The following is a 24,604-nucleotide window of genomic DNA, read 5'->3' on the forward strand; positions in this document are numbered from 1 at the left end:
GGCGAGATTGGAACTCGGGAGCGTCGGCGTTCGGCTGCGTCGATGCTGACACTGGACTTTGGCCCACCGGGAGACGGTAGGATATGATCGAGACGCTTGCTACCCCGGCCTTCGCAAAGGTTGACGACCAGTCGGCGCGGATTCGCTCCATGGCGCTGGAGATCGAAGCGCTGAAGCGTCAGGTGGCGCTGCTCCGTCAGCGCGACGAAGAGGAAGGCGCGCATGCGCAGTCGATTGAGGCGCTGGACCTCGCCGAAGCGCTGGTCGTGAACGGCGGGACCCAACGGGTTCCTGCCCATTTCGAAGTGCCGGCCCAAGCCAATGACGCCGTGTTTTACGGACCCTATGCGACCCTCAAAGAAGGGCTCTACCGTCTTTCACTCGATGTAGAGCCGGTGGAGACGGTCGCGGTCGACAATCATCTGGGGCTCGGCGTCGAGGTCTGCTACGGCGATGTCGTGTTCGCCCGCAAGCTTTTCCGCATGAAGCGCGATCCGCAGCAGGATCTCTACTTCGTCATCACCAAGGAGCAGGCCGACCTCGCCCCCGGTCAAGGGTTCGAGTTCCGCATGTTCTCTTCGGGTCTGCTCAGCTTCCGCGTCAGCCGGCTGTCGTGCCGCCGGATTGGTAACGTCCGCGAGGAGGCTTCGGGCCCGCTGGAGTTCTTCGACATCATGTGGTCGCAAGGCAAGCGCGGCGTGCACAATGGGCGGGACCTGTTGGCCCGGTCGGACAGCTCCGGACACGTGATCTACGGTCCTTACACCAAGGTGCCGGCCGGCCGTTACAATGCGGTCATTCGCGGCCGTGCGACGTCGTCCTCGGGCACCGATGCGGTGGTCGTCGACGTCCATTGCACGGCAGGCGAACTGGCCAACCAGTCGTTCGCGATCGAAGCGGGCGCATTCGCGCTGGAACTGCCGTTTACGATTGCTCCGGCAGCCTCGCTCGAGGCGTTGCCGTCACGGATCGAAATCAGGCTGGAAAAGCGCGAAGGTCTCGAGCTGCAGATTGCAGCTGTCGACTTGGTTCGTGCGGGCTGATCGGCGTCGAGGCCGCGTTGCATGGCCTCGACCGCCTACCCGGTCGGTACCAGAGTCCCTCGATCCGATCCGTCGCGTGTCTCGGTGCACCCCGGGGCGGCGAACGGACGTTGTCGGGCGTTATGGGCGGATGCGACGACGAGCGCGTTGTCGCCGCCGTCAGCCGTAGCATTCGAATTCGTCGCAAATGGCGAACATGGCCTCGATGACGGCGGTGTCGTCCGTCCCCGCCGGCGCGGCGTCGCAATAGGTCGCCCGTGCGATCCCCATCAGTCGGCACCCTTCAGCGATGGAGATGCCGCGAGGCCGGTGATGACGGATGTCGTCGCGCTTCTCGGCCGGGGTGCGTTTTACAGAGCCCCCTTTTGAAATTCCAGCTCCAGAGCCTGTTTGCCGACCAGGCGCTCCAGAGCAGCGATCCGAGCTTCATATTGCTGCAGAAGACCGGCTGCGGCGACGTCTTCATCAAATTCGCCGGCTTCGAATTTCCTGACCCAGACGCGGATCAGGTTCCAGCAGATGTCGTGCCTCTGGGAGAGGCCGTAGAGCGTCTCGCCGCCCAGAAACTCCTGGGCGACCTGCCGTTTGAACTCAATGCTGTGCGTGCGGTGCTTGGCCATGGGCTTTCATCCTTCGAAAGCCCGGCGAGGTGTCAATTCCGAAAGCCTGCCTGTCCGGGCCCAGGGGGCCACTCCACTGTCGGGCGCACTTTCGTCACGCCACACGTCAGTCGAGGTGGATTGCGGGCGGTCACGTGCCCATGATACGACTTTGATAGACATCATAAATTCGAAAGTGACCCATGTTCCGTCAACTCGCGTCGGGTCTGTCATTCTTGAGGGACGTTTCCGCGAGGCTCGGACTGGCTGCGAAGATCGACGGGGCCAGGCGTGCCGATCGGGCTGTAAAACGCCGCCGCGGATGGCCCGGCGCCGTGGACGAGGCTCTCCTTCGACTGGACGCGACCGCCGAGGTGACGGCGGAGCGGGTTGCTCGCCAATCGACTGCACTTGATCAGCACACGGCGGTGCTTCTCGCCGCACATGATGCGCGAGCAGCGGAGTTCGACCTTCTCCATGCGCACCTCAATGCGGTGAAGCACCGGGTCGATGGTCTGGTGCACCAGGTTGAGGAGCAATTCCGGACGCTTCGGGGAGCGATCGACTCTCGGGCATCTGAACTGAACGCGACGGTTGGTCAGCAGGTCGCCTCCGTCCGCGGTGCGGTCGATGAGACCGGAGCCGCTTTGCTCGCCGGCGAAGTCGAGGCCGCGAAGATGAGGTTCGACCTCCGCGCCCGCATCGATGGTGTCGGCGCCAGCATAGCGCGGCCGAAGGCCGTGGAGGTGATCCTGTCGAACGATCGGGAAGTACTTATACGAAATGGCGACTGTTTCTTCCTCTTCCCGTCGACGCAATTGAACCACGCAGTGTCCTATCTCCATCCTGAGTTCGATCTCGGGATGCGCCGCTTTGTCGAGATGAATGTCTCGCCTGGAGCCTGTTTCATCGACATCGGCGCGAATGTCGGAACCATGAGCGCCGTCGCTGCGCGCCGGATCGGGGCCACCGGGCGGATCGTGACCGTCGAGCCGATTCCCGAGTTCGAGCAGAATATCCGACGCAACATTCTCTTGAACGGCGGCATGGTGCGGGTCGAGCATCACACGTGCTGCATCGGCGGCGAGTCGGCGGACGGCACGGTGGAATTCGAGGTCTTCGAGTACGACAGTCGCATCTCGACCATGCACGGCTACGGCACCGCCGAGGGCGTCGACAACGCCCGGAGGATCCGTGTGCCGGTGCGCCCCGTCTCGGCCGTTATTCCCGTCGGCGAGGAGGATCTGGTCATCAAGATCGACGCCGAGGGCGAGGAACTCGAGATCCTTCAAGCTCTGCTCGCCACGCAAGGGTCGCTGGCCGGGCGGAAGGTCGTCGTGGCTTTCGAATATGCCTATGAGCATTGCCTGCGCGCCGCGATCGCGCCTGAGGCGTTCTTCGAGCTTCTGGAGCACAACGGCATCGACGCCTACTATCTCGACGACAGGACAGGTGCACCAACCCAGCCGTTTGTTCGCGAGAATATGCGTAAGGCTGGCAATGTGACATTCACTTGGGATGGTCACGGGACAGCTCTGCCAGCCACGATGCCCGCGCCCGTGGTTTGAGTCGGTGGCTTCGAAGGGGTGAGACATGCGCCGGGGGCGCTTGACCCCCTGCACGGGCGAACGACCAAGGGTGCCCGGACGTTGCACGGCCTGCACGATTTTGCGGCTGCGGACGGTGGCTGTCAGGACGCGCAGGCGCGTTCGACCAAAGCGCAGATCGCCTGGGCGTCGCGCGTACCGACCACCGTCGCTACGCCGTTTCGGGAGGCGACAACCTGGCCCTGTTCGATCTTGCCGTGAACGACGAGATTGGCGCCGACGCTGGCACCGTCGCCGATCGAGGCGCCGGGCAACAGGCAAGTATGAGCGCCGATCACGATGCCGCGTCCGAGGACGACGTCTCCATAAATGTTGTGCTGCAACTCGAGCGCGACAAGCGGCGATGCCAATGCATCAGCTCTGTAGTCAGCCGAGCAGGTGAAGATCGAGATATGCGTCGACAGCGTCGCACAATCTTCGAACACGACCCGATGACTTGCCGAGCCACCGACATTGGCGAATGCCGCTACATGAACATTGCGGCCGATTTCGACTCGTCCTTTGACTATGCAGAAGTCGTCGATCCGCGAACCGTCGCCGATTGATCCGCTGACGCCGTAGAACGAAGCCTTGCGACTGACCCGGGTGTTGCGCCCGACGGTGTGAAATCCGAGGTTGCGCAGTTCGGCATCCGAATAGAACGGGTTCAACGTCGTCACTCCAATATCGATGATGAGGCGTGACCGGGACAGCAGCCTTTGGTCTGCGGCGTCACACGGGAAGGCGCCTCGTGGGAACCGGTCCCATACCGCAGAAATCGTGCAGACAAGCGGTGACTCAAGTTCAGAGCGAGCTATAAATATCGATCGCGAGTTCGAGGTCTTCGAAAACGCGGCCGCGACCGGCCTTCAGCACCAGCGCCTTGTTGCAGTATTCGCGAATGATACCGATGTCATGGCTGATCAGAATCATCGCGCAGTGCCGCCGCTGAACAAACAGCGCCTCGTGGCATTTGCGATGGAAGCGCTGGTCACCGACGGACATGACCTCGTCGATCAGGAAGCAGTCAAAGTCGATCACCAGCGACAACGCGAAGGCCAAGCGGGCCCGCATGCCGGATGAATAGGTTCGCACCGGCAAGTAGAGCTGACGCCCTAGTTCGGCGAAGTCATCGACAAACTCGATCGTCTCCTTGAGAGGCACGTCATAAACGCGGGCAATGAAGCGGATATTGTCCATGCCGGACATCGACGATTCGAACGCGCCCGCAAAGCCGATCGGCCAGGACATGTTCATATCGCGCGCGATGTAGCCGGTGGTCGGTGGCTCGACGCCGCCGATGATCTTGACCAGGGTCGATTTGCCAGCGCCGTTGCGGCCGAGCACGGCGATCTTCTCGCCCGGGTTGATGTCGAAGCTGATGCCGTCCAGCACCCGACGCAAGCCGACGTGCGTATGGTATTCCTTTACGATATTGTGGACCCGTATGGACTCCCGCGTCGGAGTGCCGACGATCGCGGAACGTTCGGCGACCGCGACTTCGTTCCCCTGCTCGAGCACTGGCGCAGTGCGAGGCTTGAAGATGCGCTGCAGGGCACCGGCGATCATCGTTTGTGCTCCGCGATCACGATCGAGGACTTGCGCGCGATCCAGTAGAACAACAGCGAAGCGCCGATGACGAGCATGAATTCCAGGATGCGCCGCGGATACCGGGCCTGATCCGGCAGGACCGGGCGAACGATCGTCTCGAGATAGAACTGCTGCCGACGTGCTTCCTGGCGAGCGCGCTCCAAAGAGCCGATCGCCGAGGCGAGCTTACGAGACGCGAGTTCCCGCCGCAGCGTGACCTGCTCGAACTCTGAGAGCTTCGAGACCAGTGAATTCTCCCCGCCGACGATCAGTCCGCGCTGCTCATCGATCTGAGCCCGCAGAGCCTTGATGCGGGCCTTCAGCGCCGGGATCTGCGGGTTCTTCGGCGACAGCGCCACGGTTTGTGCCAATGCCGCCTCTTCCTGCGAGACGCGGTTCATCAGCTGCGAAATAATCTCGAAGACGGCGCTCGACTGCGCCTTCGGATCCACAATGAGCTCGCGGTTCCGGAATTCCACCAGCGCCGCCTGGGCCTTTTGGAACGCCGTCTCGCTCTCTTCGACGTCGCGCTTGGCCTGCCGGATCGTATCGGCGATGGCTCGCTCATTCATCTGGTTCACGATGGACTCGCCGAGCTTCAACAGCTGCTCGGCAAGCTCCGTCGCCGACCGCGGGTCGTAGGCACGCACCTCGAGGGTGGTTATCCCGGTGCCGTCCATGCTCACGTTGATCAGATCACGATAACGCGAGAACAAGGCCTCGGAGCTGTTCGAGCCGAACAGGCTCGGAAACCGATGAAACACGTCGACGCCGGTCCCGCCTAGGATCTTGCGAACCAAAGGTTCGACCTTCTCCAGCGCGGCGCGGGACTGCAGGTAGTTGTTGACGGCGTGGGTATCATCCTCCGACCGGGCGACCGACTGTCCACCGCTGAACAGTGCGATCGGCGACTCGCCGCCGCTCTGGATCGAGCGCACGACGTAGGTCGTCTCGGCCGCATACAGGCTCGAGGCAATGAAGCCGTAATAGACGGCCCCGGCCATGATCGGCAGAACCACCATGACGATAAACATCAGGTGACGGCTGAGAAAGCTCGGCCGATGCTCGTTTGCATAGTCGTCGTCGATGCTGGGAAGCACGAGGGGGCCCATGCTTTCGACAGGCTTCAACTCGATGATCGGGACATCCGGTTTGCGACGTGTGTTGATCATTTCGAACTATCGCCTATCAGTCATACCGGATTGCCAGCTTGGCGTAGTCGACCATGAAAAGGCCGATCGCCATCATGATCGCCGACCACCAGAAAACATACCAAGGATCGCCATAGAGGTGAACCTCCGGCGGGAAAAACGCGGAGCGAAACAGTTCATTGACATGAACTTGCGGGTTCAAGAGCAGGATTTTGCGGAAATCATAGGGGATCCAGTCGGAAATATAGAATGTACCCGAGATCGGGATGCCGAAATACATCAGCGGCGGAATGAGGTGTTCCACCCACTCCACGAGTTCGGTCAGGCTCGCGATGATCAGCGCCGACGCGAACAAGTACCAGACCCACAGCAGCCAGGAACCGAACAGCGCAATAGGATCGCGAATAGCCGGTACCAGGTCGAACAGGTAGAGGCCGGCATAGGCGACGAGGAATGCGCCGAGGACGCTGATCGACTCGAGGAGGGTCGTCGAGATCAGTCCGTCGAGCAGATGGATCTTGCGGTGATAGAGCAGGGCCGTGCTGTTACGCAGCTTATGGGTGGCGCGGTTGATGATGTGGCGCTGCAACGTCAGTGTCGCGTAGCCGGATAGCATCAACGGCACCATCCCGACCTCGGCGTGCCCATGCCCACCGATCGCGGTCCAGATGATCAAAACGCCGCAACTCAGGATCAAAGGTTCGCCGATCAGCCAGAAGAAGCCGAGGTTGTCTCGGCCGTACCGCGCCATGGCCTCGCGCAGCATCAGGGCGCCTACGACACGGCACTGAAGCTGCACGGCACCCAGGAACCCTGGCAGTACGTTGGTGTCGGGTCGAAACGCGCCAGGGACGCGACTAGCTCGGCTATCCATTCGCGTGCTCCTTGATGCCGGCGAACAAGGCCCATGCCATCGCAAACAAAACGAGCGAAAAGAAGCCCGTGGTCAGCACGTTGCGGAATCGACGCGGATCGGTCGATTCGTCGGCGACGTTCGGCTGCACGAGCAGCTCCAGGTAAACCTGCTGCCGGCGGGCATCCTGACGTGAAGCTTCGAGCGAATTGATCGCCGAGGTCAGTCGGCGCTCGCTGAATTCGCGTTGCATGATCAGGTTTTCATATTCCGAAATCTTTGTCGCCAGGCCCTGGTCCGATCCTGCTAGCTTCTGCCGCTCGCTCGCGATCTGCTCCTGAATGGCGGTCGAACGGGCTTTCATCGCCGCGAGCGCCGGATTGGACGGCGAATTGATGTTGGCCTCGGAAATCTCGGCGAGATTTCGCGCCAGCTCTGCCGAGAGTTCGCCGATGAGCCGCACCACGTTCTGGGACGACTGGTTCGGATCCAGCAGGAGCGTCGTGTTGCGGTAGGCCGTGATCTTGGACTGCGCGGTCAGCATCTCGGTCTGCGCCCGCTCGACGTCGGCTTCTGCGCGCTGGACGGCGTCTCGTTGGGCTCGCTCGTTCATGGAGTTGGCGAGCTGCTCGCTGAGCGTCAGAACAGCCTTGGACAGGGTTACCGAGTCTTCGGGGCGGAAGGTGATCACCTTCAGTGTCGTGATGCCGGTATTGCTGTCTCGAACGGCGGATACCCGGCTCGTGAAATAATTGTAGAGGGACTCGAAGCTGTCGCTCGACCAAGGAGCAGGAAACCGTGCGACGAAATCCGCTCCCGGTCTGGAATAGATCTGTCGCAGGTTGACCCTCTCATCGAGGCGCTTCACGATATCGCGCGAGCTTACGTAGTTTGCGATCGCGTAGGCGTCGTCCTGCGCAGTGGCCAGGCCGAATGTCTTCAGGATCGCGTCAAGCCCGGTGATGTGCTTGGCGGAGAGACTGCGGACGATGAATTGTGACTCAGACACATACCGATTGGACGCGATAAAACCGAAGTAAATCGCGCTGACCGTCGTGGGAATAACGACGCAGAATACAAACAGAATCGATCCCAGCGACAGATTGATCGATTTGATCGCCGCCAATTGCCTGCTTGGGGGCGCCAGCATCCCGCGCGCTGGTATTTCGATGAGCTTGGTATTCTTCGTCAAGAGTCGGCTCTCCAGAGGCGTGGCGATCCATACCATATCGTCGGGAAAATGTTGGAAATTTGACGTTCGATTGTAGGTTCAAATGTTTCGGCGTATCGCGTTATAGTGGTAAAGGCGCGCGCCCGCGCGGCTGGATCAGCGGATCGCGGCGCCGTTCGAGCGCGGCGGACAGGCTGCAAAGGCCGCTCGGCCGGGTTCCACGGCAGCGATCAACCGACGCGTGGGCGCCCGCGCTTGAAACCCGCGAGACGGACGGGGTAGGGATTGCACCCGGTTTCTGAGGCGCCCAGTCCACCATGCAACGGCATACCGACCAGAGTCACCCGACCCTTGTGATAGACGGAACGCGCTTGTTCTGGGGGCCGTTCTCGCGATCGCCGCGCGGCATCGACAAGGTCGATCTCGGTTTCCATCGCGGCCTAGTGCGCCGCTGGCCAGGTCCGATCTGGTCGCTGTCGTCGACGCCGTGGGGGTTGCGTTTGTTCACCCGCGAGGAAACGGCGCGCCATCTCGATGTGCTCGATACGGTCTGGCGCGAGACTGCCGAGATCGCCGAGGATCCGGTGTTCTGGGCCTGCCAGGATTGGCTTGTTGACCGCAGACCGCGGCCCGGCCTGATCCGGCGCGGTCGCGATCTGGGTATGATCGGTCGATTGGCCATGGTTCTGAAGCGGGAGCCGTTCCAGTATGGTCGGCCGGCGGGGGAGATTGCCGGCAAGGCGCTCTATCTCAATGTCGGTCAGTCGACGCTGGCGCGCCCCGACCTCGCCGCGTGGCTGGATCGGCAGCCGGACATGCGGGTCGTCGCACTCATCCACGATGTGATACCGCTGGACAATCCCGAACTGGTGCCGCCCCAGAACGTCGCGCCGTTCTGGAATATCCTGCACATGCTCGTGCGCTATGCGGACCTGGTTCTGACCCCGAGCGAGACAGCGGCGACCTCGGTCCGTTCGCGACTTGCCGGGATCGGCGGCGAACAGATCCCGGTGTTCTCGGAACACTTGCCGATGGATGACACTTTCCTGTCGGCCGTCCCGGTACCGAAGTCGCGGTTCGACGGGCCGTTCTTCGTCTGCTGCGGCACGGTCGAGCCCCGCAAAAACCAGCTCTTTCTCCTCGACGTCTGGCGTTCGCTGGTCCCGAGGCTCGGCGGCACCACACCGCCGCTGGTGCTCGCCGGCCATTGCGGGGCTGGCGGTGAGCCGGTCGTGGCCGAGATCGTCGCGGACCACGAACTCCGACCCGTGGTGCTCCCCGCCGAGGGGCTCTCCTCGACCGGGATGCGCGGCCTGGTGCAGCAAGCGACCGCTCTGCTAATGCCGTCGTTGGCCGAAGGATTCGGCCTGCCGCCGGTCGAGGCGCTCAGCGTCGGTACCGTGCCTGTCTGCTCCGACATTCCGGTGCTGCGTGAGACCTCTCAAGGGCTCGGAATCTATCTGCCGGCGGGCGATGTCGTCGCTTGGCGCGAGGCCGTCATCGAGTTGACGAACAAGTCGGCGAAATCCAGCGTAAGCGGTTTCGTGCCCAGCGCCTGGCCGGACTACGTCGATCGGGTCGTGCACCGGCTGATGAATGTGTTGGCCTCGCCGGTCTACAGGGGGGCGTCCTCAAACAGCGACCGACTTCCGATGTCCTGATCCGCGTGCCGGCGCTCTCTTTCGAACGCGTGCCGTGGGCGCTGTTGGTGAGCCGGTGCGGCGGGGCGTGCTTCGAAGGGAGAGCCGCAAGGGCTGCAGGCCAGGCCGGATGCCCGTGTACCGGATCCGACGGTGCGTTGGAATTGTTGGGAGAACCCGCTATAAGCGCGCCAAATCCGGGCAGAGTGACTATCGACACGCCGTCGGTTCCCGGCCGTCCGCAAACGAGATTCTTGCTTTTCTTTCTAGGAGCACGCGATGACCGAAGTACCTCGCATTTTGTATATCAGCGACAGCCTCGGTACTCCGATTCACCCCCGCGGCATTTTCAATTATAGCGTTTCATTGATCGAAGTTCTGCAGCGCGCCGGTGCCGACGTCACCCTGCTGGTCGAAGGCGCGCCGGGCTACGGCTTTCCGACGACGCGGGCCCGCAAGATCGCGAAGGAATCAAAGACCGTCGTCGACGTGGTGCGTCTCGCCGAACTGATGCGCTATTTCCATGACGGCCGGTTCGTCCGTTGGCTCAATCTCGATCAGAAGTTCGGATCGGCGCCGCTGTTCGGCTCGACCCTTGCCGGGCTGTTGCGTCGCGTGCTCGGGCTGCGGCAGTTCCTCGGCCAGAAGCTCGCTCCGAAGAAGCCGGTCAAATTTCGCAACCACCGCGAATTGATCGACTTCGTGCCGAGCAAGGTCGCCCATCTCGCCCTGCCCGACGCCTTCGCGGTGGGGCAGCGCTTCTATTCCTCGACCATGTATGCCGGCGCCAACAGCTTCATGCCGGTCGAGGTCGATGCCACCGGATACGACGCGGTCGTCATCGACACACCGCACTATGTGAAGATCAAGGGTGTTCCCTCATCTTCGATCGTCACGGTCATCCATGATCTGATCCCCTTGCAGGACCCGACCATGTCGGCGGACTGGCGCTTGCTGTTCGTCAAGAAACTCGAGGCGACGCTCGCCAACAATGCCATCGCGGTATTCGTTTCGGAGACGACCCGTGAGGCGTTCTACACTTACTTTGCGCATCGCCGGTCGATGCCGAACTTCGTCGTCTATCCGCTGATCCGCAGCAACCTCATGGAGGCTGCCGCCCGCACGGCGGGGGCGCCGAAAGTGCGGCTCGATGAACTGCTCTCCGCGACCCTGACCAAGACGATCGACCGAATCAAGGCCACTTCGATCGCGGCCGAGACGACCGGTGCGAGCACGGAGAAGTCGGATCTCGGCCCGAAAGCCTTTGATTGGACGTTGCCGTTCTTCGTCACCCCGACCTCTGACGAACCGCGTAAGAACATCGGCAACTTGGTCAAGGCCTTCGCTCAGCTCAGGGGCCGGGCCAATCTCGTCGTCGTTGGTGAAGTGGATGGCAATCGCTATCTCAGCAGCATCAAAGGTGCTGATCAGAACATCATCTTCACGGGCTATGTCTCCGATATCGAAAAGAATACCCTGATCCGACATGCCCACGGCTTGGTGTTCCCGAGCTTCGCCGAAGGGTTCGGCATTCCGATCGCCGAGGGCGGCGTTTTCGAAAAGCCGGTGCTCTGTTCCAATATCCCGGTGTTCCGTGAGATCACGGCGGGCCACGCGTTCCTGTTCGACCCTGCGGATTCGTTCGAAATCGTCCAGGCCGTTCTGGATGTTCTCGCGGATGACGAAGCCGCGCAGGGCAAGGCGCGCTTGCTCCATGAACATGTGCTGGAGACGTTCTCTCAGACCCAGATGCTTGAGCGCGTGAAGGCCATTCTCAAGACCGCGGGCGCTCCCGTCGCTTGATCGGATGTCTTGACCGTCGTGGCGCGGCCCTGGGACACGGGGCCGCTGCCTGGAACATAGAGTGCGAAAAGAGGCGCAGATGTTGATCAGCATTCTCGGGTCGCGAACAGCCCTGACGAATTGGATCTGCCTCGTCGCCCGTGAGTTACTGTCGGAGTGCTACGGCTCCTACCACACCATAGAGGCCTCTTCTCTCGAGGATTTCCAGCGCCTGTGGTCCGAACGCGACGGCCGCGCGGTGATCGTCATCTTGGACACGCCTTCGACATCGATCGTGAATGTCCTGAAAAAGCTTTCCTTGCCGGCGCTGCTCTGTGTCGAAGACTTCGGTGACAGCGTGGGCTACCAGGTCGACGCTCACCAGTCGGACATCTATGGCGCAGTGCGCCATGCCGTGCGCGGGTTGTGCCATTTGCACGACTTCTTCATTGACCCCACCATCCCGATCTGGTCTCGGGATCGGATCGACGTACCGCTCGCGGAGGTGATTTCGGCGCTGGCGGGTACCTTTGGTATCGCGGTCGAGGCCTCGCAGATCGATCGGATCGCGTCTCGCATCGCTGGGCAGGTTGCACTCGACAAGAACTGTACCGGCGAAGCGGGGTTGCGCGCATTCGACGCTCACGCCCGCGAGCCTGGGGCCTTCTATCGATCGCGTTCCGAGGTCGAGCGGGCCGTGCTCGACGGTGTCTTTTCCGGGTACAAGGTGCTGATGGATCGGCGGCCCATCACCACATTGCGCTGGCCGCGACAGGTCTTTTCGAGTCATGACGTTCCGTTCGGTACGCCGGATTGGCGCCTGGACCTGACCGGACGGGCGCGCCATCTGGTGTTCGGGCCCTACCTGCATCTGCCGCGTGGACAGTGGAAGGCGAATATCCGGTTTGCGATCGACAACGCTCTGTCCGGCTGCAAGCTATTCGTTGATGTGCTCACTGCTGGCGCGGTGGCGTCGTTCGGCGAGATCGAGAATCTGCCTGCGCGCGGGGTATTCACGTTCGATCTGGAATTCGAGGTGACCGATCCCGCGACACCGATTGAGATCCGGATCGAGATGAAGTACGGCTCGATCGAGGGTCTGTTCATTTTCGACGACGTTGAGCTTTATCGCGCCTGAGGCGCGGTGGAACATCCGCGGACGGACGGAAGCGGGAACAGGCTCGTCCGATCCGACCTCGCGGTTTCGGATGCGGTGGCCGGCCGAGAGCAATCGGCTCCCCTTGCTAGAGCGAATGGTGGCGTGAATATCCGTCATTTCGTGCGAGAAATCTGTTTAGGCGATTTGGTTCTCTACGCTGCTGCCGAAAGCTGATTTTTCGCTGTCGATTGTCGGTCGACGCGTGCTCTTCGGCAAAGCTGCGTCCCAAGGGAGCGCTTTACGCCGTAAGGGTGGCTGCGATATAGGTCGCGCCATCGGAGCCAATTGGTTACCCTTCTCACACTTGGGTATGAAAGCGACAATGACTGTTGTTCCCGTGATCCTCTGCGGTGGTTCCGGTTCGCGCCTCTGGCCGGCGTCTCGTGAAAGCTATCCCAAGCAGTTCCTTTCGTTCTCTGGCGAGAAGACCCTGTTTCAGGAGACGGTGGAACGCGTTGTCGGTCCGGATTTCGACGCTCGTCCGATCGTCGTAACGGGGTCGGATTATCGCTTCCTGGTCGCCGAGCAGTTGCGCGCGCTCGGCATCGAGGCAGATATCGTCCTCGAGCCCGGCCGGCGCGACAGTGCCGCGGCGATCGCCGCCGCTGCCGCGATCGCCTTGCGTCGCGATCCCAAGGCCCTGGTGATCGTGCTCGCCGCCGATCATGCCATGCCGGATCGCGACGGTTTCATCGCCCATGTTCGACGTGGTCGCGCTGCGGCCGAGGCCGGGCGTATCGTCACCTTCGGCATCCGCCCGTCGCAACCGGCGACCGGCTATGGGTATATCAAGCCTGGTGCCGAGCTTACCGCCACGCCGGGTGCCAATGCCATCGAGGCCTTCGTCGAGAAGCCCGACGCGGCAACGGCCGAGCGGTACGTCACCGAGGGCTATCTCTGGAACTCGGGCAACTTCCTGTTCGCCGCCAGCGTGTTCCTGGATGAGCTGGCCCGGCTCGAGCCGACCATTGCCGCCCCGGTCGTGGAGGCCGTCGAAAAGGCCGCGCATGATCTCGACTTCCTGCGTCTCGACCCTGAAACCTTCATGATGGCGAAGTCGATGTCGGTCGACTATGCCGTGATGGAGAAGACCAAGCTCGCCGCGGTCGTGCCGTCGGATTTCGCCTGGTCGGATGTCGGCGCCTGGTCGGCGGTATGGGATCTGGCCGACAAGGACGAGGCCGGCAACGCTGCCGATGGCGATGCCGTGTTCATGAAGTCGTCCGGCTGCTACGTGCAATCGCACGGGCTCCTAACGGCCGTGGTGGGGCTCGACGACGTCGTCGTGGTCACCAGCCGCGACGCCGTGCTGGTCGCGGCGCGCGACAAGGCCGAGGACGTCAAGAAGCTCGTTGTCGAACTGACCGCGCGCAAGCGGCCCGAGGCGACGGAGCATCTGCGCGTCTATCGGCCGTGGGGTGCCTACGAGCGCATCGCGATCGGCACGCGCTATCAGGTCAAGCGTATCACCGTGAACCCGGGCTCGAAGCTGTCGCTGCAGAGCCATTTCCACCGCGCCGAGCACTGGGTGGTGGTGTCGGGCACGGCCCGCGTCACCGTCGACGACATGGTCAAGACTCTGACCGAGAATCAGTCGGTCTACATCCCGCTCGGTGCGGTGCACCGGATGGAGAACCCCGGTCGAATCCCGCTCGAGCTGATCGAGGTTCAGTCCGGTTCCTACACCGGCGAGGACGACATCGTCCGCTACGAGGACATCTACAACCGCAGCTGAACATGGGCTCGGTGGTTGTGATCGGTCGAAAAGGGCGCCCACGGGCGCCCTTTGCATTTTGGGCGGCTTCGGCGTCGCTTCGTGGGGCCTGAATCCCGATCGATGTCTCGATCCGACGGCCTCTGGCTCCGGTGCTGCCGCGCCAGCCTCACGGCGCAGCTGCCGACCAGAGGCCCAGGCGGGCTGCCCTCGCGCGCGTCGCGGCATCGATCCAGTCCTGCGGGGCGGTGACGGTCGGCGTGAGCCATCCCTGCCGGATCAGGTCGAGCGCCAGCGGCCGACCGGCGATGGTGCAGGCTGCGGGACGTGGCGTGTCCGTCCGCTCGCTCAATATACAACGGAGCTGCCGCCCCTGAATGGCCAGCACGAGGGCGCCGCGGGCGCGCAGGGCGCAGGCCCAGCGGCGTCCGGCGTCGTCGGTGCAGAGGCGCGAGAGGTCGATCGGCTCGATGCCGTCGAGACGCAGGATCGTGGTGCCGGAGCGGAGGTCGCCATTGGCGAGCACCGTCACCGGCGGTTCCAGGACCTCCCCTTGCGGACCTTCGACCGCGGGTTCTGCGCGCTGCAGGGGCTGATTGTCGCGGTCGATCTTGCGCGGCACAGGCACCCAGATCGGCGCACGGCCGTTCGCATCGGGGCGCGAGGCCGACGGCGCCGGCGGTGCCTGCGAAACCCTTGGGGCGTCGTCGATGGCGAGGGCCGGAAAGCTCGTGAAGCCTAGCAGAACGGCGACGATCAGGGTGGTTGAAACCTTGCGCAAATGGATATCCGGCGCATTGACAGAGGGAACTGCGAACCCTATGGTCCGGCCCGAATTGAAGACAGCGAGCGCGGTCCTCCGCGCTCGTTTTCTTATCGTAATGTCTGGTCCGAGGATCGGACGCGGCGCCCTTCAGGCCGCCGGCGTCCTCCGAAGGACGATGAGGTCAACGTCGGGTAGCCGGTCATGAAAATCAAGAACTCGCTCAAGTCCCTGCGCGGTCGCCATCGCGACAACCGTCTCGTCCGTCGCAAGGGCCGCGTCTACATCATCAACAAGACCAACCCGCGCTTCAAGGCCCGCCAGGGCTGATCGTTCGCGCCGATCGCGCCCTTCGAGGCCGGTCGGCACGATCGCGTGATCGGATTTGGCTTTGACGAGCCGCATGACCTCCTCATAAAGTGGGTCATGCGGTTTTTGTCGTTTGCCTCCCGATCCTGTGTGATCGCCATCGCTGCCGTGCTCTGGTGCGGAGCGATCCAGCCGGTTCGAGCGGCCCAGCCTGAGACTGGCGGGGCTGAGACGGGGCCGGCGCCGCGCAGTCCTGAGACGCCCCGTGTGTTGCCGGAACCGCGCGTGCTGCCCGAGCCGCCGGGCCCCGGCGCCAAGCCGCGCCTGCCGGGCGGGCATCCGCCGATCCCGTTCGGACGCGGGCGCGAGACGGCGAGCCTCGACGAGCTGTTCGCCCGGCTGAAGCGGGCGCCGAGCGACGATGTCGCGAGCTTCAATCGGCAGAAGATCGAACTCAAATGGCTCGAATCCGGCAGCGACACCGTCGATCTCCTGATGTCGCGCGCGCTGATGGCGCTGCAGGCCGACAACAAGAGCCTCGCGCTCGACCTGCTCGACGCGATCCTGATCCTGAAGCCGGATTTCGCCGAGGCGCATAACCGGCGCGCCACCGTCTACTTCATGAACAAGGACTTCGGCCGCTCGATCGCCGAAGTCGAGACCGTGCTGCGGCTCGAGCCGAGGCACTTCGGTGCGCTGGTCGGGCTCGCCGGCATGCTCAAGGAGCTCGACCGCAAGAAGGAAGCGCTCGCGGTCTATCGGCGCGCGCTGGACCTCGACCCGCGCCTTCCCAACGCTGCCAAGGAGGCTGCGGAACTGGCGACCGAGGTCGAGGGCCGCGAGCTCTGATCGCACCGGATTGTCGCGCGGTCGGCCTTGATGGGGGCCGCCGATGCCGCGCTCGTGATCGTCGGCACGAAACCGCGGTGCGCCCGCCCTCGTAGCAGAGAGGGTCACGGGGGCCGGGCCGCTTCTCATGCTCTCATTCAGGTTTGCGATGGTCTTTCTCGGCGTCTGTGCCGCCTTGCTCGTCTCGCTCGCGCTCTACAGCCGTTTCGAGGCGGCGCGGATCGAGTCGCGGTTTCCGCCGGTCGGCCGGTTCGAAAGCGTCGACGGCGTGCGGCTGCATTTCGTCGATGTGCCGGCCGGACCGGGGGCGCAGGCGCGCGACGGGCTACCCATCCTGTTCATTCATGGCGCGAGCGGCAATCTGAACGACCCGATGGCGGCGTTCCGTGCCGCCCTCGAGGGCAAGCGCCGGATGATCTTCGTCGATCGACCGGGACACGGCTACAGCGAGCGGGGGCGGGGCGATGCGGCGGCGCCGGCCCGGCAGGCGGCGCTGCTCGCCGGCCTGCTCGACCGGCTCGGCATCGCGCGGGCGATCGTGGTCGGTCATTCCTGGGGCGGGTCGGTCGCCGCGGCGATGGCGGTCGAACGCGCCGACAAGGTCGCGGGCCTCGTGTTCGTCGCACCGGCGACGCACCCTGGCCGGGCGGCGTGACCTGGTACTATTCGGTCGCGACGACGCCGGTTCTGGGGGCGGTCTTCGCGCGGACCCTGGCGCTGCCGATCGGCAAGCAACTGGTCGCCGGCGCATTGGAGGAGGTGTTCGCGCCCAATGCCGAACCCGATGGCTATCTGGAGCGCGCCGCGATCCCGCTCGCGCTCCGGCCGGACGAGTTCATCGCCAACGCCGAGGATGTCGCGGGCCTCAAGCCGCATGTCGCGGCCATGGCGCCGCGCTATCGCGACATCCGGGCGCCGACGGTCGTGGTGACCGGCGACAGCGACAGCGTCGTGCTGGCGAGCATCCATGCGGCCGGGCTGGTGCGCGACATTCCGGGCTCGCGGCTCGTCACGCTGCCGGGCGTCGGCCATATGCCGCACCATGCCGCAACGGGGACCGTCGTGGCAGCCATTGAGGCCGTGGCCCGGAGTGCGGACACCGGAAAGCCGCTGCCGTCGCGCGAGGCGATCGCCGCTGGAGCCGGCGCACCGGCGCAAGTCTCCGAAGCGGGTGAAAGCGGCGCGCTCGGCGCCGCGTTCCATTGAGCGATCGTCAGACCGCGCCGGAGCCGTTGGCGCCGACGAAGGCGATGCGCAGCATGTTGGTCGAGCCGGGCGTGCCGAAGGGCACGCCACCGACCACGATGATGCGCTGGCCGGGCTTGGCGAAGCCTTCGGCGAAGGAGGTGCGGCAGGCGCGGTCGACCATGTCGTCGACGTCGTGGGCGTCTTCCGAGACCACGCAGTGCATGCCCCAGACCAGCGCCAGCCGGCGCGCCATGTTGGCGTGCGGCGTCAGCGCGATGATCGGCGACAGCGGCCGTTCGCGCGAGGCGCGGATGCCGGTCGAGCCGGACGCGGTCAGGCAGACGATGGCGGCGAGGTTCAGTGTCTCGGCGATCTGGCGCGCGGCGGCGCAGATCGCATCGGCGCCGGTCGCCTCCGGCTCGGAGCGTTGTGCCGCGATGATCATGCGATAGGTCGGGTCGAGTTCGGTGCGTTCGGCGATGGCGTTCATCATCGCGACCGCCTCGGACGGGAACTTGCCGGCGGCGGACTCGGCCGAGAGCATCACCGCGTCGGCGCCCTCGTAGACGGCGGTCGCGACGTCGGAGACCTCGGCGCGGGTCGGCACCGGCGAGGTGATCATGCTCTCCAGCATCTGGGTCGCGACGATCACCGGCTTGCCGGCGCGGCGGCAGAGACGCGTCATCTGCTTCTGCAGCGACGGCACCACCTCGAGCGGCATCTCGACGCCGAGATCGCCGCGGGCGACCATGATCGCGTCGGAGAGTTCGACGATCTCGCCGAGGCGCTCGATCGCTTGCGGCTTCTCGATCTTGGCCATGATGCCGGAACGGCCGCGCGCGATCTTGCGCACCTCGGCGAGATCGTCCGGGCGCTGCACGAAGGAGAGCGCGATCCAGTCGGCGCCCTGCGCCAGCGCGGCATCGAGATCGGCGCGGTCCTTCTCGGTCAGCGCGCCGATCGGCAGTTCGGTGTCGGGCAGGCTGACGCCCTTGCGGTCGGAAATCTTGCCGCCGACCTCGACGGTCGCGACGATCTTGTCCGCGCCCTCCTTGGCCGTGCAGCGCAGACGGATCTTGCCGTCGTCGACCAGCAGGCGATGGCCGGGCTGGACCGCGCTCAGGATCTCCGGATGCGGCAGGTAGGCGCGCGTGGCGTCGCCGGGGGTCGGATCGCTGTCGAGGACGAAGGTCGCGCCGTTTTCGAGTTCGGTCGGGCCGCCGGCGAAGGTGCCGACGCGCAGCTTCGGGCCCTGCAGGTCGGCGAGGATGCCGATCGGCCGGCCGACCCTGGTCTCGACGTCGCGGATCATGGCGACCAGTTCGGCGAGACGGTCGTGGCTCGTGTGGCTCATGTTGATGCGGAACACATCCGCACCTGCGCGCCAGAGCTTCTCGATCATGGCCGGATTGCCCGAGGCGGGCCCGAGCGTGGCCAGGATCTTCACGCGACGGTTCCGTCTCATGAAACGTGTCTCCCTTATCGTTCGCCCCTGTTTAGACGCAGGCGTGGCCGGCGCACAGTGGCATTCTTTGCAGCGACGAAAAATATCTCACTTCGGGCGTGCTTGCACGAAAAAGGCGGCGTGCCGTCCCGGCCTGCCGCCTCGTGTTAGATGCCCGATCGGATCGCCCGTTACTGGGGGGTGGCGGAGGCCGAGCCGAGGCTCGCGCGGCCGGGCTCTGTCAGCTGCACGGTCCAGGCGCGCTGTTCGCCGGTGTCGATCTCGAAGAAGCCGGTGCGCTCCTTACCGCGGCGGATGCAATCCTCGACGCCGTTGATCGTAAAAGTCTTCTCTTCGGTGCACATGTACGACCGGCCGCTCCATTCGCCGCCGCGGTCATAATCGATCGCATAGACGTAGTAGTAGCGGGAGGACAATGGGCCGGCGAGCAGCGTCTCGCAGCTCGAGGCCGGCAGGTTCCACCAGCCCTCGGTCTTCCAGGCCTTGTCGTCCTTGTAGCCGATGGCGATGCCGACGCGGCTCGAAGTCTTGTTGCAGACGCGCAGTTCGGCGCTGGCCTGACTGGGGAAGATCATCGCGAGCGCGGCGACGGCGAGGCCGGCGTAGGCCGCTCGGCGAAGCGTCCCGTGGCTCGAGGGGGTCGGCAGGGCGTCGGAAGAGGTCTTCGATCTCATCTGATCCGGATCGCTTGCAGCCGTCGGGTCTGGCCCGAACGGCGCGGATGTTGGCAACTCGGGTCGGGCCTGTCAACGCCGGGCGGTTCCGGACGTCGGGGAAGGGGTATGAGCGGCACGCCGCTTGTCCCGTTGGCCGACCCACGGCGCTTCGGTCCCTGAAACGCCTGTCGAATGCGGCGTAATCTTGACCAGGGGTCTTGGCGCAGAATTCCAGCTCACCCGGCGCGTGGCCGCGCGACCCAGATCCCGACCAGGATCGCCGCCGCGCCGCCGAGCTGCAGTGGCGTCAGTGCCTCGTGGAACAGGAGCCAGCCGAACAGTGCGGCGAACAGCGCCTCCAGGAAGATCACCAGCGAGGAGAAGGCCGCCGACAGGTGGCCGAGCGCGAAGGCGAGCAGGCCCTGGCCGCCGGCGTGGCTGATCCAGGACATGGCGATGCAGGCCGCGACGCCGGAGAGGCCGAGCGGCAGCCAGCGGTTCTCCAGCAGGCCCGCGACCAGCGCCAGCACCACGGCCGTGACCACGCTCGAGCGGAAGAGGATCACGCCGGGGGCCGCGGTGCGCCGGGCCGTGCGGACGGCAAGGAAATAGAGCCCGAAGAAGAACGAAGTCGCGATGCCGGCGAGGTCGCCGGCGAGCCGTTCCGGCGCGAAGCCGAGACTGGTGCCGACCAGGAGCGCGCCGCCGGCGACGCAGAGGCCGAGACCGGCGACCATCGTGCGCGTGACACGCTCGCCGATGAAGAGCCCTGAAAACAGCGCGACCCAGACCGGGGCCATGGTCGCGAGCAGCGTCGCGTTGGCCATCGTGGTCCAGAGCACCGCGAGGTGCCAGAAGAACAGGTCGCCCGCGAACAGGAGCCCGGCGATGAGGATCGGCCGGGTCCAGCCCGGATCGGCCGTCGCGCCTTCGCGACCGGCTTCCGCGCGTGCCCAGGCCCACAGGATCGGCAGCGCCAGAAACACGCGGTAGAAGGCGCTGGTGAACGGGCCGACCTCGGCCAGCCGCACGAAGGCCGGGCTGATGCCCATGGCGAAGGCGGCCGCGACCAGAGCCGTGAAGGCGATGGCCGGGGCGACGCGGACCGCGCCGACGCCGCCGGCGTCGGCATGGCCCGGGGACATGGGGCTAGGGGAGGCGGGTTGAACCATGCGCGTCCTTTACGGGCGCGCCCGGCATTCGTCCAGCGCGGCCGGCGCCGGGCCGATCCCCGGAAATGACGCGCCCACCCGGCGCTCCGACGGCCGTCGTGCGGATCGGCTTGCCGGCCGGGCATGAAAATCGCGATCGTCCCTGGATTTGCCCTGAAGCCGGTCGATATGGTGGCGCCTGCACGCCCACGCTTTCGAACCGGACCCATGCTCGACCTGCCGCCTGCCGACCCCTCGCATGATGCCTATGAGATCATTCCCGGCGACCCCGGTCTCGGTGTGGTCATCGTCGCCGACCACGCCTCGAACCGGATCCCGCCCGAGTATGCGGATCTCGGCCTGCCGCGCCGCGAGCTGGAACGGCATATCGGCTACGACATCGGCGTCGCGATGGTCGTGCGCGAGCTGGCACGGCGCATGGGCGTGCCGGCGGTGCTCTCGACCTTCTCGCGGCTGCTGATCGATCCCAATCGCGGGGCGGACGATCCGACCCTGGTGATGCGGCTCTCCGACGGCGCGATCGTGCCGGGCAATGCCCGGATCGGCGCGGAGGAGAAGAACCGGCGCATCGCGCGGTTCTGGCGACCCTATCACACGGCGGTCGCCGGCACGATCGAGGCGGCGCTCGCGAGCGGCCGGCCGCCGGTCGTGCTGTCGGTCCACTCGTTCACGCCGGTCTGGCGCGGCTGGCCGCGGCCCTGGCACGTCGGCGTCCTGTGGGACAACGATCCGCGCCTGCCGGACCGGCTGCTCTCGGCCTTCCGGGCCGATCCGGATCTGGTGGTCGGCGACAACGAGCCCTATTCGGGCGTGCTGCGCGGCGATTCGATGTTCCAGCACGGCACCGAGCTCGGCCTCGCCCATGCGATCGTCGAGATCCGGCAGGATCTGATCGCCGACGCGCCCGGCGCGCTGCGCTGGGCGGAGCGTCTCGCGGCCGTGATGGAGCGGCTCGTCGGGGCCGAGGATCTGCATGTGCAGCGGTTCTTCGGCTCGCGCTCGGGCCCGGTCACGCCGCGATTTTGAGCCGCCCGTCGCAGCGGGCGACAGGGCATCCTATATCGATCGAACCCGTGAACGCGGCTTCGCGGCCGCGCCCGAGACCAGGATCAGAGCCATGGCCGAACTCGACGACAAGACCCGGACCGAACTCGAAGCCGCCGCGTTCCGCCGGCTGCTCAGGCATCTCGTCGACGAGCGACCGGAGGTGCAGAACATCGACCTGATGAACCTCGCCGGTTTCTGCCGCAACTGCCTGTCGAACTGGTATCGCGAGGCCGCCGAGGCGCAAGGGATTGCGATGACCAAGGACGAGAGCCGGGTCGCGATCTACGGCATGCCCTACGACGACTGGAAGGCCAAGCACCAGACGGAAGCCGACGCCGGCAAGCTTGCCGCCTTCGAGCAGAACCGCCCGAAGCACTGACGACGGCCGGACCCGCCTGTGTGCCGGACGGCTTGTGGAAAGATCGGTGGATGGTCGCGGGAAAACCGCGGGGTTCCTTGACCCCGGCGGTTGCTTGGGGCTCTATCCCGGCCCGACTTGTGCCGCCTCGGGATCGATCCTGGACCGTGCCCGGCCGCCACTCGCGGCCGCGGTTCCGGGCCTGAAGGCGCACCGCCGCATTGTGCCGGGACCGGCGGTCCCGATCGTCCAATCCGATTACTGAGGAGTTCAGCCCATGGCCGGTCCCGGAGGCGTCGCCGCCGATCAGCTCAGGTCCTTCGTCGAGCGCATCGAGCGTCTCGAGGAAGAGAAGAAGACGATCGCCGACGACATCAAGGACGTCTACGCCGAAGCCAAGGGCACAGGCTACGACACCAAGATCCTCAAGCAGGTCATCAAGATCCGCAAGCAGGACAAGTCGGAGCGCGAGGAGCAGGAAGCGATCCTCGATCTCTACCTCTCCGCGCTCGGCATGGTGTTCACCGGTGCCGGCGGCGATTGATCGTTTCGCATAGTCTGTCAGCTCGCGTCAAAACGCGGGTTTTTTGTCATCGGTGAGCAGATAGTTTGTCAGCGAGAGTTGAGAGACGTCTGGATCACGGAAACAAAAAAGAGGCCGCCAAAATGGCGGCCTCTTTTGATCTCTATCGGTTTAGCGACCTAGTCTGTACCCGGACTTGCGCCACGAGACACTTCGAGAAGGTCGTGAGCTCTTTACGAATCCGGGGCCTTCGATCGCGGCCAAAGCAGCTTCGACGCTTATCCGCAGGTTGGGAAACGTGACCGGGGTTTCTATGCGTTCCGCCGGCAATCGTCGTTCCACAATCGCCGCGATCAGATCAGAGACTCGCGCGCGTGTACGTTTTACGATCGTTAGAATTGGCAGGTCGTCGCTTGATCGGTTGACGGGAGCAGCGGCGGCGAGCTCGCTCAAGAGCTCCGCGACTTCATCTCGATTGATGAGCGCGTCGACCCCGGGGACTCCGGTCCCCGGCAAGTGGCTCAGTACGCCGACATCGACGAGTGCACGGACAGTTTGCGGTTTGGTTTCGAGCGACTTCGCGACCTCGGCTTCCGAGGTCGCGTTCCGAATCGCCTGGATCATTTCGTCGCCGACCGCAGCCTCGATGAGGTACTCGCTCAATGGACGTGATTGCGGCCCGTCGTTGATCGCACCGCTTCCACGTGCCACCCGCCAAATCGTCGGCGGAGCGACCTTGAGCGCGCTTCCGATAGAAATCGGTGAATGCCACACGCGGCGGGCGACGGGCTGACCCATCACCAGGTCCTCCGGTCCGACGGCGCTTGTTTCGGCGATCAATCTCGCCAGATGGGGCACGAACTGCGTGTGTAGGTTCGAAGCCTGTGCGACCTTCATCAGCCACACCGGAAATCCCCCGAACCTGTTCGGGAGGACGAACGAGTTTTCTCCTGGCCAACGCGCCAGCATCGATTTTCTGAAGTGATCGTAGTCTCGACTGATGAAGCCAAAACCAACGTCGCGGTAGCGCATCCGATCCGCCTCTTCGATCGGACGCGGTGCCTTGCCGAAGAATACACGCCCGATGGCTTCAGCTATATCGGCTAACCCTGGCAGGGAGAGATCGTGTATGAGCTCGCGCCTTTCGGCATCACCTCGGATGCGTCTCGCGATGTACTTTTCGAAGTCGGTCGCCTCCTGATATTGCGGAGCCTGTATAGCGGCCAACACCGCTTCCTTGTTGTGAAAGGCGATAGCGGCCCGCTCAACAGGATAATTGGTGTAGAGCTTGGCCTCGTCAGGGATGAGAATCTCAACGTAACGAGCGTTGTGTTCTACGCATGTTTCGATCCATGGCGCCCACTGATCGATATGATCTGGCAGCGAGCATTCAAAATTGAATTTCGATTCCGCCAGACTACGCTGGGCACAGAGGGGGCAAAAGCGAGCGTAACCGCGCCTCAGTTTCATGTCCGGCACGAGCTCGGCTCCAATCCATTTGCCCTTGCCGTCCTGACGTACAAGCGAACGGTCGAATGCACGAAACGAGAGACCGCCAAGCGAACAGATTGCTGCGATGCCTTCGTCGCGGCCCATCATGACGGCATCTAAGTCGATCCCCAGATCTTTACAAAATGGGTAAAGCGTCGGTCGCATGTTAATCGCGGCCAATCTCGACGCAAATGACTGCAGCGTCTCGCCCCCTGACAACGTCGGTTTCAAACGCAGCTCGTTCATCGGGAGCGCTTCTTCTTTTCAAAGTTGGCCAGTTCCTCGTTGAATCGGCCTCGTCCTCCGACGCGTATCGGGTCTATATTGTGCCAATCTTGAGTCACGTATGGATTATCGTCTTTTGTGCACGACGTCCGGGCGTGGTGAAGCTGGGCGAAGTGCTCGATCCCGAGACTACCGTCGCCGCGTCGAACGGCGATCTCTATCGCTTCTATGATCGTCTCGCACATTGAACCGAACGCGCCGCGGTCTGCG

At 64.2% G+C, this 24,604-nt stretch carries 24 protein-coding genes; 13 read left to right on the forward strand and 11 right to left on the reverse strand.

Annotation, left to right across the window (positions count from 1 at the left end):
* Window positions 1–83 precede the first annotated feature (83 nt).
* Window positions 84–1,043: a hypothetical protein gene (locus tag ABS361_22450; GenBank protein XBY44718.1), complete on the forward strand. Its 960-nt coding sequence runs from the start codon at window positions 84–86 to the stop codon at window positions 1,041–1,043.
* Between the two features lie 350 nt (window positions 1,044–1,393).
* On the opposite strand, the gene ABS361_22455 is transcribed toward ABS361_22450, so the two are convergent.
* Complete coding sequence (locus ABS361_22455) at window positions 1,394–1,663, reverse strand: transposase (protein XBY44719.1); 270 nt, start codon at window positions 1,661–1,663, stop codon at window positions 1,394–1,396.
* Between the two features lie 314 nt (window positions 1,664–1,977).
* Here ABS361_22455 and ABS361_22460 point away from each other — a divergent pair, with 314 nt between their 5' ends.
* Window positions 1,978–3,210 carry an FkbM family methyltransferase gene (locus ABS361_22460; GenBank protein XBY44720.1) on the forward strand — a complete coding sequence of 411 codons (1,233 nt, stop codon included), beginning with the start codon at window positions 1,978–1,980 and terminating at the stop codon, window positions 3,208–3,210.
* A gap of 122 nt (window positions 3,211–3,332) precedes the next feature.
* Here the strand turns inward: ABS361_22460 and ABS361_22465 are convergent, their stop codons facing one another.
* From ABS361_22465 to ABS361_22485, 5 genes are all read right to left on the reverse strand, one after another.
* On the reverse strand, window positions 3,333–3,899 hold the full coding sequence (locus tag ABS361_22465) for a hypothetical protein (GenBank protein ID XBY44721.1): 567 nt from the start codon (window positions 3,897–3,899) through the stop codon (window positions 3,333–3,335).
* Between the two features lie 133 nt (window positions 3,900–4,032).
* A complete protein-coding gene (locus tag ABS361_22470; GenBank protein XBY44722.1) occupies window positions 4,033–4,797 on the reverse strand; it encodes an ABC transporter ATP-binding protein in 765 nt (254 codons plus the stop codon).
* Window positions 4,794–5,990 carry a hypothetical protein gene (locus tag ABS361_22475; protein XBY44723.1) on the reverse strand — a complete coding sequence of 399 codons (1,197 nt, stop codon included), beginning with the start codon at window positions 5,988–5,990 and terminating at the stop codon, window positions 4,794–4,796. The genes ABS361_22470 and ABS361_22475 overlap by 4 nt, the downstream gene beginning before the upstream one ends.
* Window positions 5,991–6,006: 16 nt before the next feature.
* Window positions 6,007–6,735, reverse strand: coding sequence for a sugar ABC transporter permease (locus ABS361_22480; GenBank protein XBY44724.1), 729 nt, complete (start codon window positions 6,733–6,735; stop codon window positions 6,007–6,009).
* Between the two features lie 100 nt (window positions 6,736–6,835).
* Window positions 6,836–8,014 (reverse strand): hypothetical protein, encoded by a 1,179-nt coding sequence (locus ABS361_22485; GenBank protein ID XBY44725.1) that lies wholly within the window; start codon window positions 8,012–8,014, stop codon window positions 6,836–6,838.
* Between the two features lie 350 nt (window positions 8,015–8,364).
* Between ABS361_22485 and ABS361_22490 the strand changes: the two genes are divergently transcribed.
* The 4 genes from ABS361_22490 to ABS361_22505 all read left to right on the forward strand — a co-directional run bounded on the left by ABS361_22490 (window position 8,365) and on the right by ABS361_22505 (window position 14,309).
* A complete protein-coding gene (locus ABS361_22490; protein XBY44726.1) occupies window positions 8,365–9,654 on the forward strand; it encodes a glycosyltransferase in 1,290 nt (429 codons plus the stop codon).
* A gap of 258 nt (window positions 9,655–9,912) precedes the next feature.
* Window positions 9,913–11,436 carry a glycosyltransferase family 1 protein gene (locus tag ABS361_22495; GenBank protein XBY44727.1) on the forward strand — a complete coding sequence of 508 codons (1,524 nt, stop codon included), beginning with the start codon at window positions 9,913–9,915 and terminating at the stop codon, window positions 11,434–11,436.
* Between the two features lie 79 nt (window positions 11,437–11,515).
* Window positions 11,516–12,553: a hypothetical protein gene (locus ABS361_22500; GenBank protein ID XBY44728.1), complete on the forward strand. Its 1,038-nt coding sequence runs from the start codon at window positions 11,516–11,518 to the stop codon at window positions 12,551–12,553.
* A 343-nt stretch (window positions 12,554–12,896) separates the two neighbouring features.
* Window positions 12,897–14,309, forward strand: a complete 1,413-nt coding sequence (locus ABS361_22505; protein ID XBY46991.1) for a mannose-1-phosphate guanylyltransferase/mannose-6-phosphate isomerase — start codon at window positions 12,897–12,899, stop codon at window positions 14,307–14,309.
* A 148-nt stretch (window positions 14,310–14,457) separates the two neighbouring features.
* On the opposite strand, the gene ABS361_22510 is transcribed toward ABS361_22505, so the two are convergent.
* Window positions 14,458–15,069, reverse strand: a complete 612-nt coding sequence (locus tag ABS361_22510; GenBank protein XBY44729.1) for a hypothetical protein — start codon at window positions 15,067–15,069, stop codon at window positions 14,458–14,460.
* A gap of 186 nt (window positions 15,070–15,255) precedes the next feature.
* Between ABS361_22510 and ykgO the strand changes: the two genes are divergently transcribed.
* From ykgO to ABS361_22530, 4 genes are all read left to right on the forward strand, one after another.
* Window positions 15,256–15,381: a type B 50S ribosomal protein L36 gene (ykgO, locus tag ABS361_22515; protein ID XBY44730.1), complete on the forward strand. Its 126-nt coding sequence runs from the start codon at window positions 15,256–15,258 to the stop codon at window positions 15,379–15,381.
* 249 nt (window positions 15,382–15,630) lie between these two features.
* Window positions 15,631–16,209 carry a tetratricopeptide repeat protein gene (locus ABS361_22520; protein XBY44731.1) on the forward strand — a complete coding sequence of 193 codons (579 nt, stop codon included), beginning with the start codon at window positions 15,631–15,633 and terminating at the stop codon, window positions 16,207–16,209.
* A gap of 127 nt (window positions 16,210–16,336) precedes the next feature.
* Window positions 16,337–16,864, forward strand: a complete 528-nt coding sequence (locus ABS361_22525) for an alpha/beta fold hydrolase (GenBank protein XBY44732.1) — start codon at window positions 16,337–16,339, stop codon at window positions 16,862–16,864.
* Window positions 16,861–17,415: a hypothetical protein gene (locus ABS361_22530; protein XBY44733.1), complete on the forward strand. Its 555-nt coding sequence runs from the start codon at window positions 16,861–16,863 to the stop codon at window positions 17,413–17,415. Before ABS361_22525 ends, ABS361_22530 begins: the two co-directional genes overlap by 4 nt.
* A gap of 7 nt (window positions 17,416–17,422) precedes the next feature.
* On the opposite strand, the gene pyk is transcribed toward ABS361_22530, so the two are convergent.
* The 3 genes from pyk to ABS361_22545 all read right to left on the reverse strand — a co-directional run bounded on the left by pyk (window position 17,423) and on the right by ABS361_22545 (window position 20,690).
* The gene (gene pyk / locus ABS361_22535; protein XBY44734.1) at window positions 17,423–18,862 is read right to left on the reverse strand and encodes a pyruvate kinase; all 1,440 of its coding nucleotides are present in this window, start codon (window positions 18,860–18,862) and stop codon (window positions 17,423–17,425) included.
* 170 nt (window positions 18,863–19,032) lie between these two features.
* The gene (locus tag ABS361_22540) at window positions 19,033–19,437 is read right to left on the reverse strand and encodes a DUF1036 domain-containing protein (protein ID XBY46992.1); all 405 of its coding nucleotides are present in this window, start codon (window positions 19,435–19,437) and stop codon (window positions 19,033–19,035) included.
* A 317-nt stretch (window positions 19,438–19,754) separates the two neighbouring features.
* Entirely contained in the window at window positions 19,755–20,690 is a 936-nt protein-coding gene (locus ABS361_22545) for a DMT family transporter (protein ID XBY44735.1), read from the reverse strand.
* Window positions 20,691–20,897: 207 nt separating this feature from the next.
* On the opposite strand from ABS361_22545, the gene ABS361_22550 reads away from it, so the two are divergent.
* From ABS361_22550 to ABS361_22560, 3 genes are all read left to right on the forward strand, one after another.
* Window positions 20,898–21,716 (forward strand): N-formylglutamate amidohydrolase, encoded by an 819-nt coding sequence (locus tag ABS361_22550; protein XBY44736.1) that lies wholly within the window; start codon window positions 20,898–20,900, stop codon window positions 21,714–21,716.
* A 91-nt stretch (window positions 21,717–21,807) separates the two neighbouring features.
* Window positions 21,808–22,116 (forward strand): DUF1244 domain-containing protein, encoded by a 309-nt coding sequence (locus tag ABS361_22555; GenBank protein ID XBY44737.1) that lies wholly within the window; start codon window positions 21,808–21,810, stop codon window positions 22,114–22,116.
* Window positions 22,117–22,372: 256 nt separating this feature from the next.
* On the forward strand, window positions 22,373–22,639 hold the full coding sequence (locus tag ABS361_22560; GenBank protein ID XBY44738.1) for a DUF2312 domain-containing protein: 267 nt from the start codon (window positions 22,373–22,375) through the stop codon (window positions 22,637–22,639).
* A 150-nt stretch (window positions 22,640–22,789) separates the two neighbouring features.
* Here ABS361_22560 and ABS361_22565 read toward each other — a convergent pair whose 3' ends face one another.
* Complete coding sequence (locus tag ABS361_22565) at window positions 22,790–24,355, reverse strand: TniQ family protein (protein XBY44739.1); 1,566 nt, start codon at window positions 24,353–24,355, stop codon at window positions 22,790–22,792.
* Between the last annotated feature and the right edge of the window lie 249 nt (window positions 24,356–24,604).

It is taken from the genome of Ancalomicrobiaceae bacterium S20, from assembly GCA_040269895.1.
Classification (GTDB): Bacteria; Pseudomonadota; Alphaproteobacteria; order Rhizobiales; family Ancalomicrobiaceae; genus Methyloraptor; species Methyloraptor flagellatus.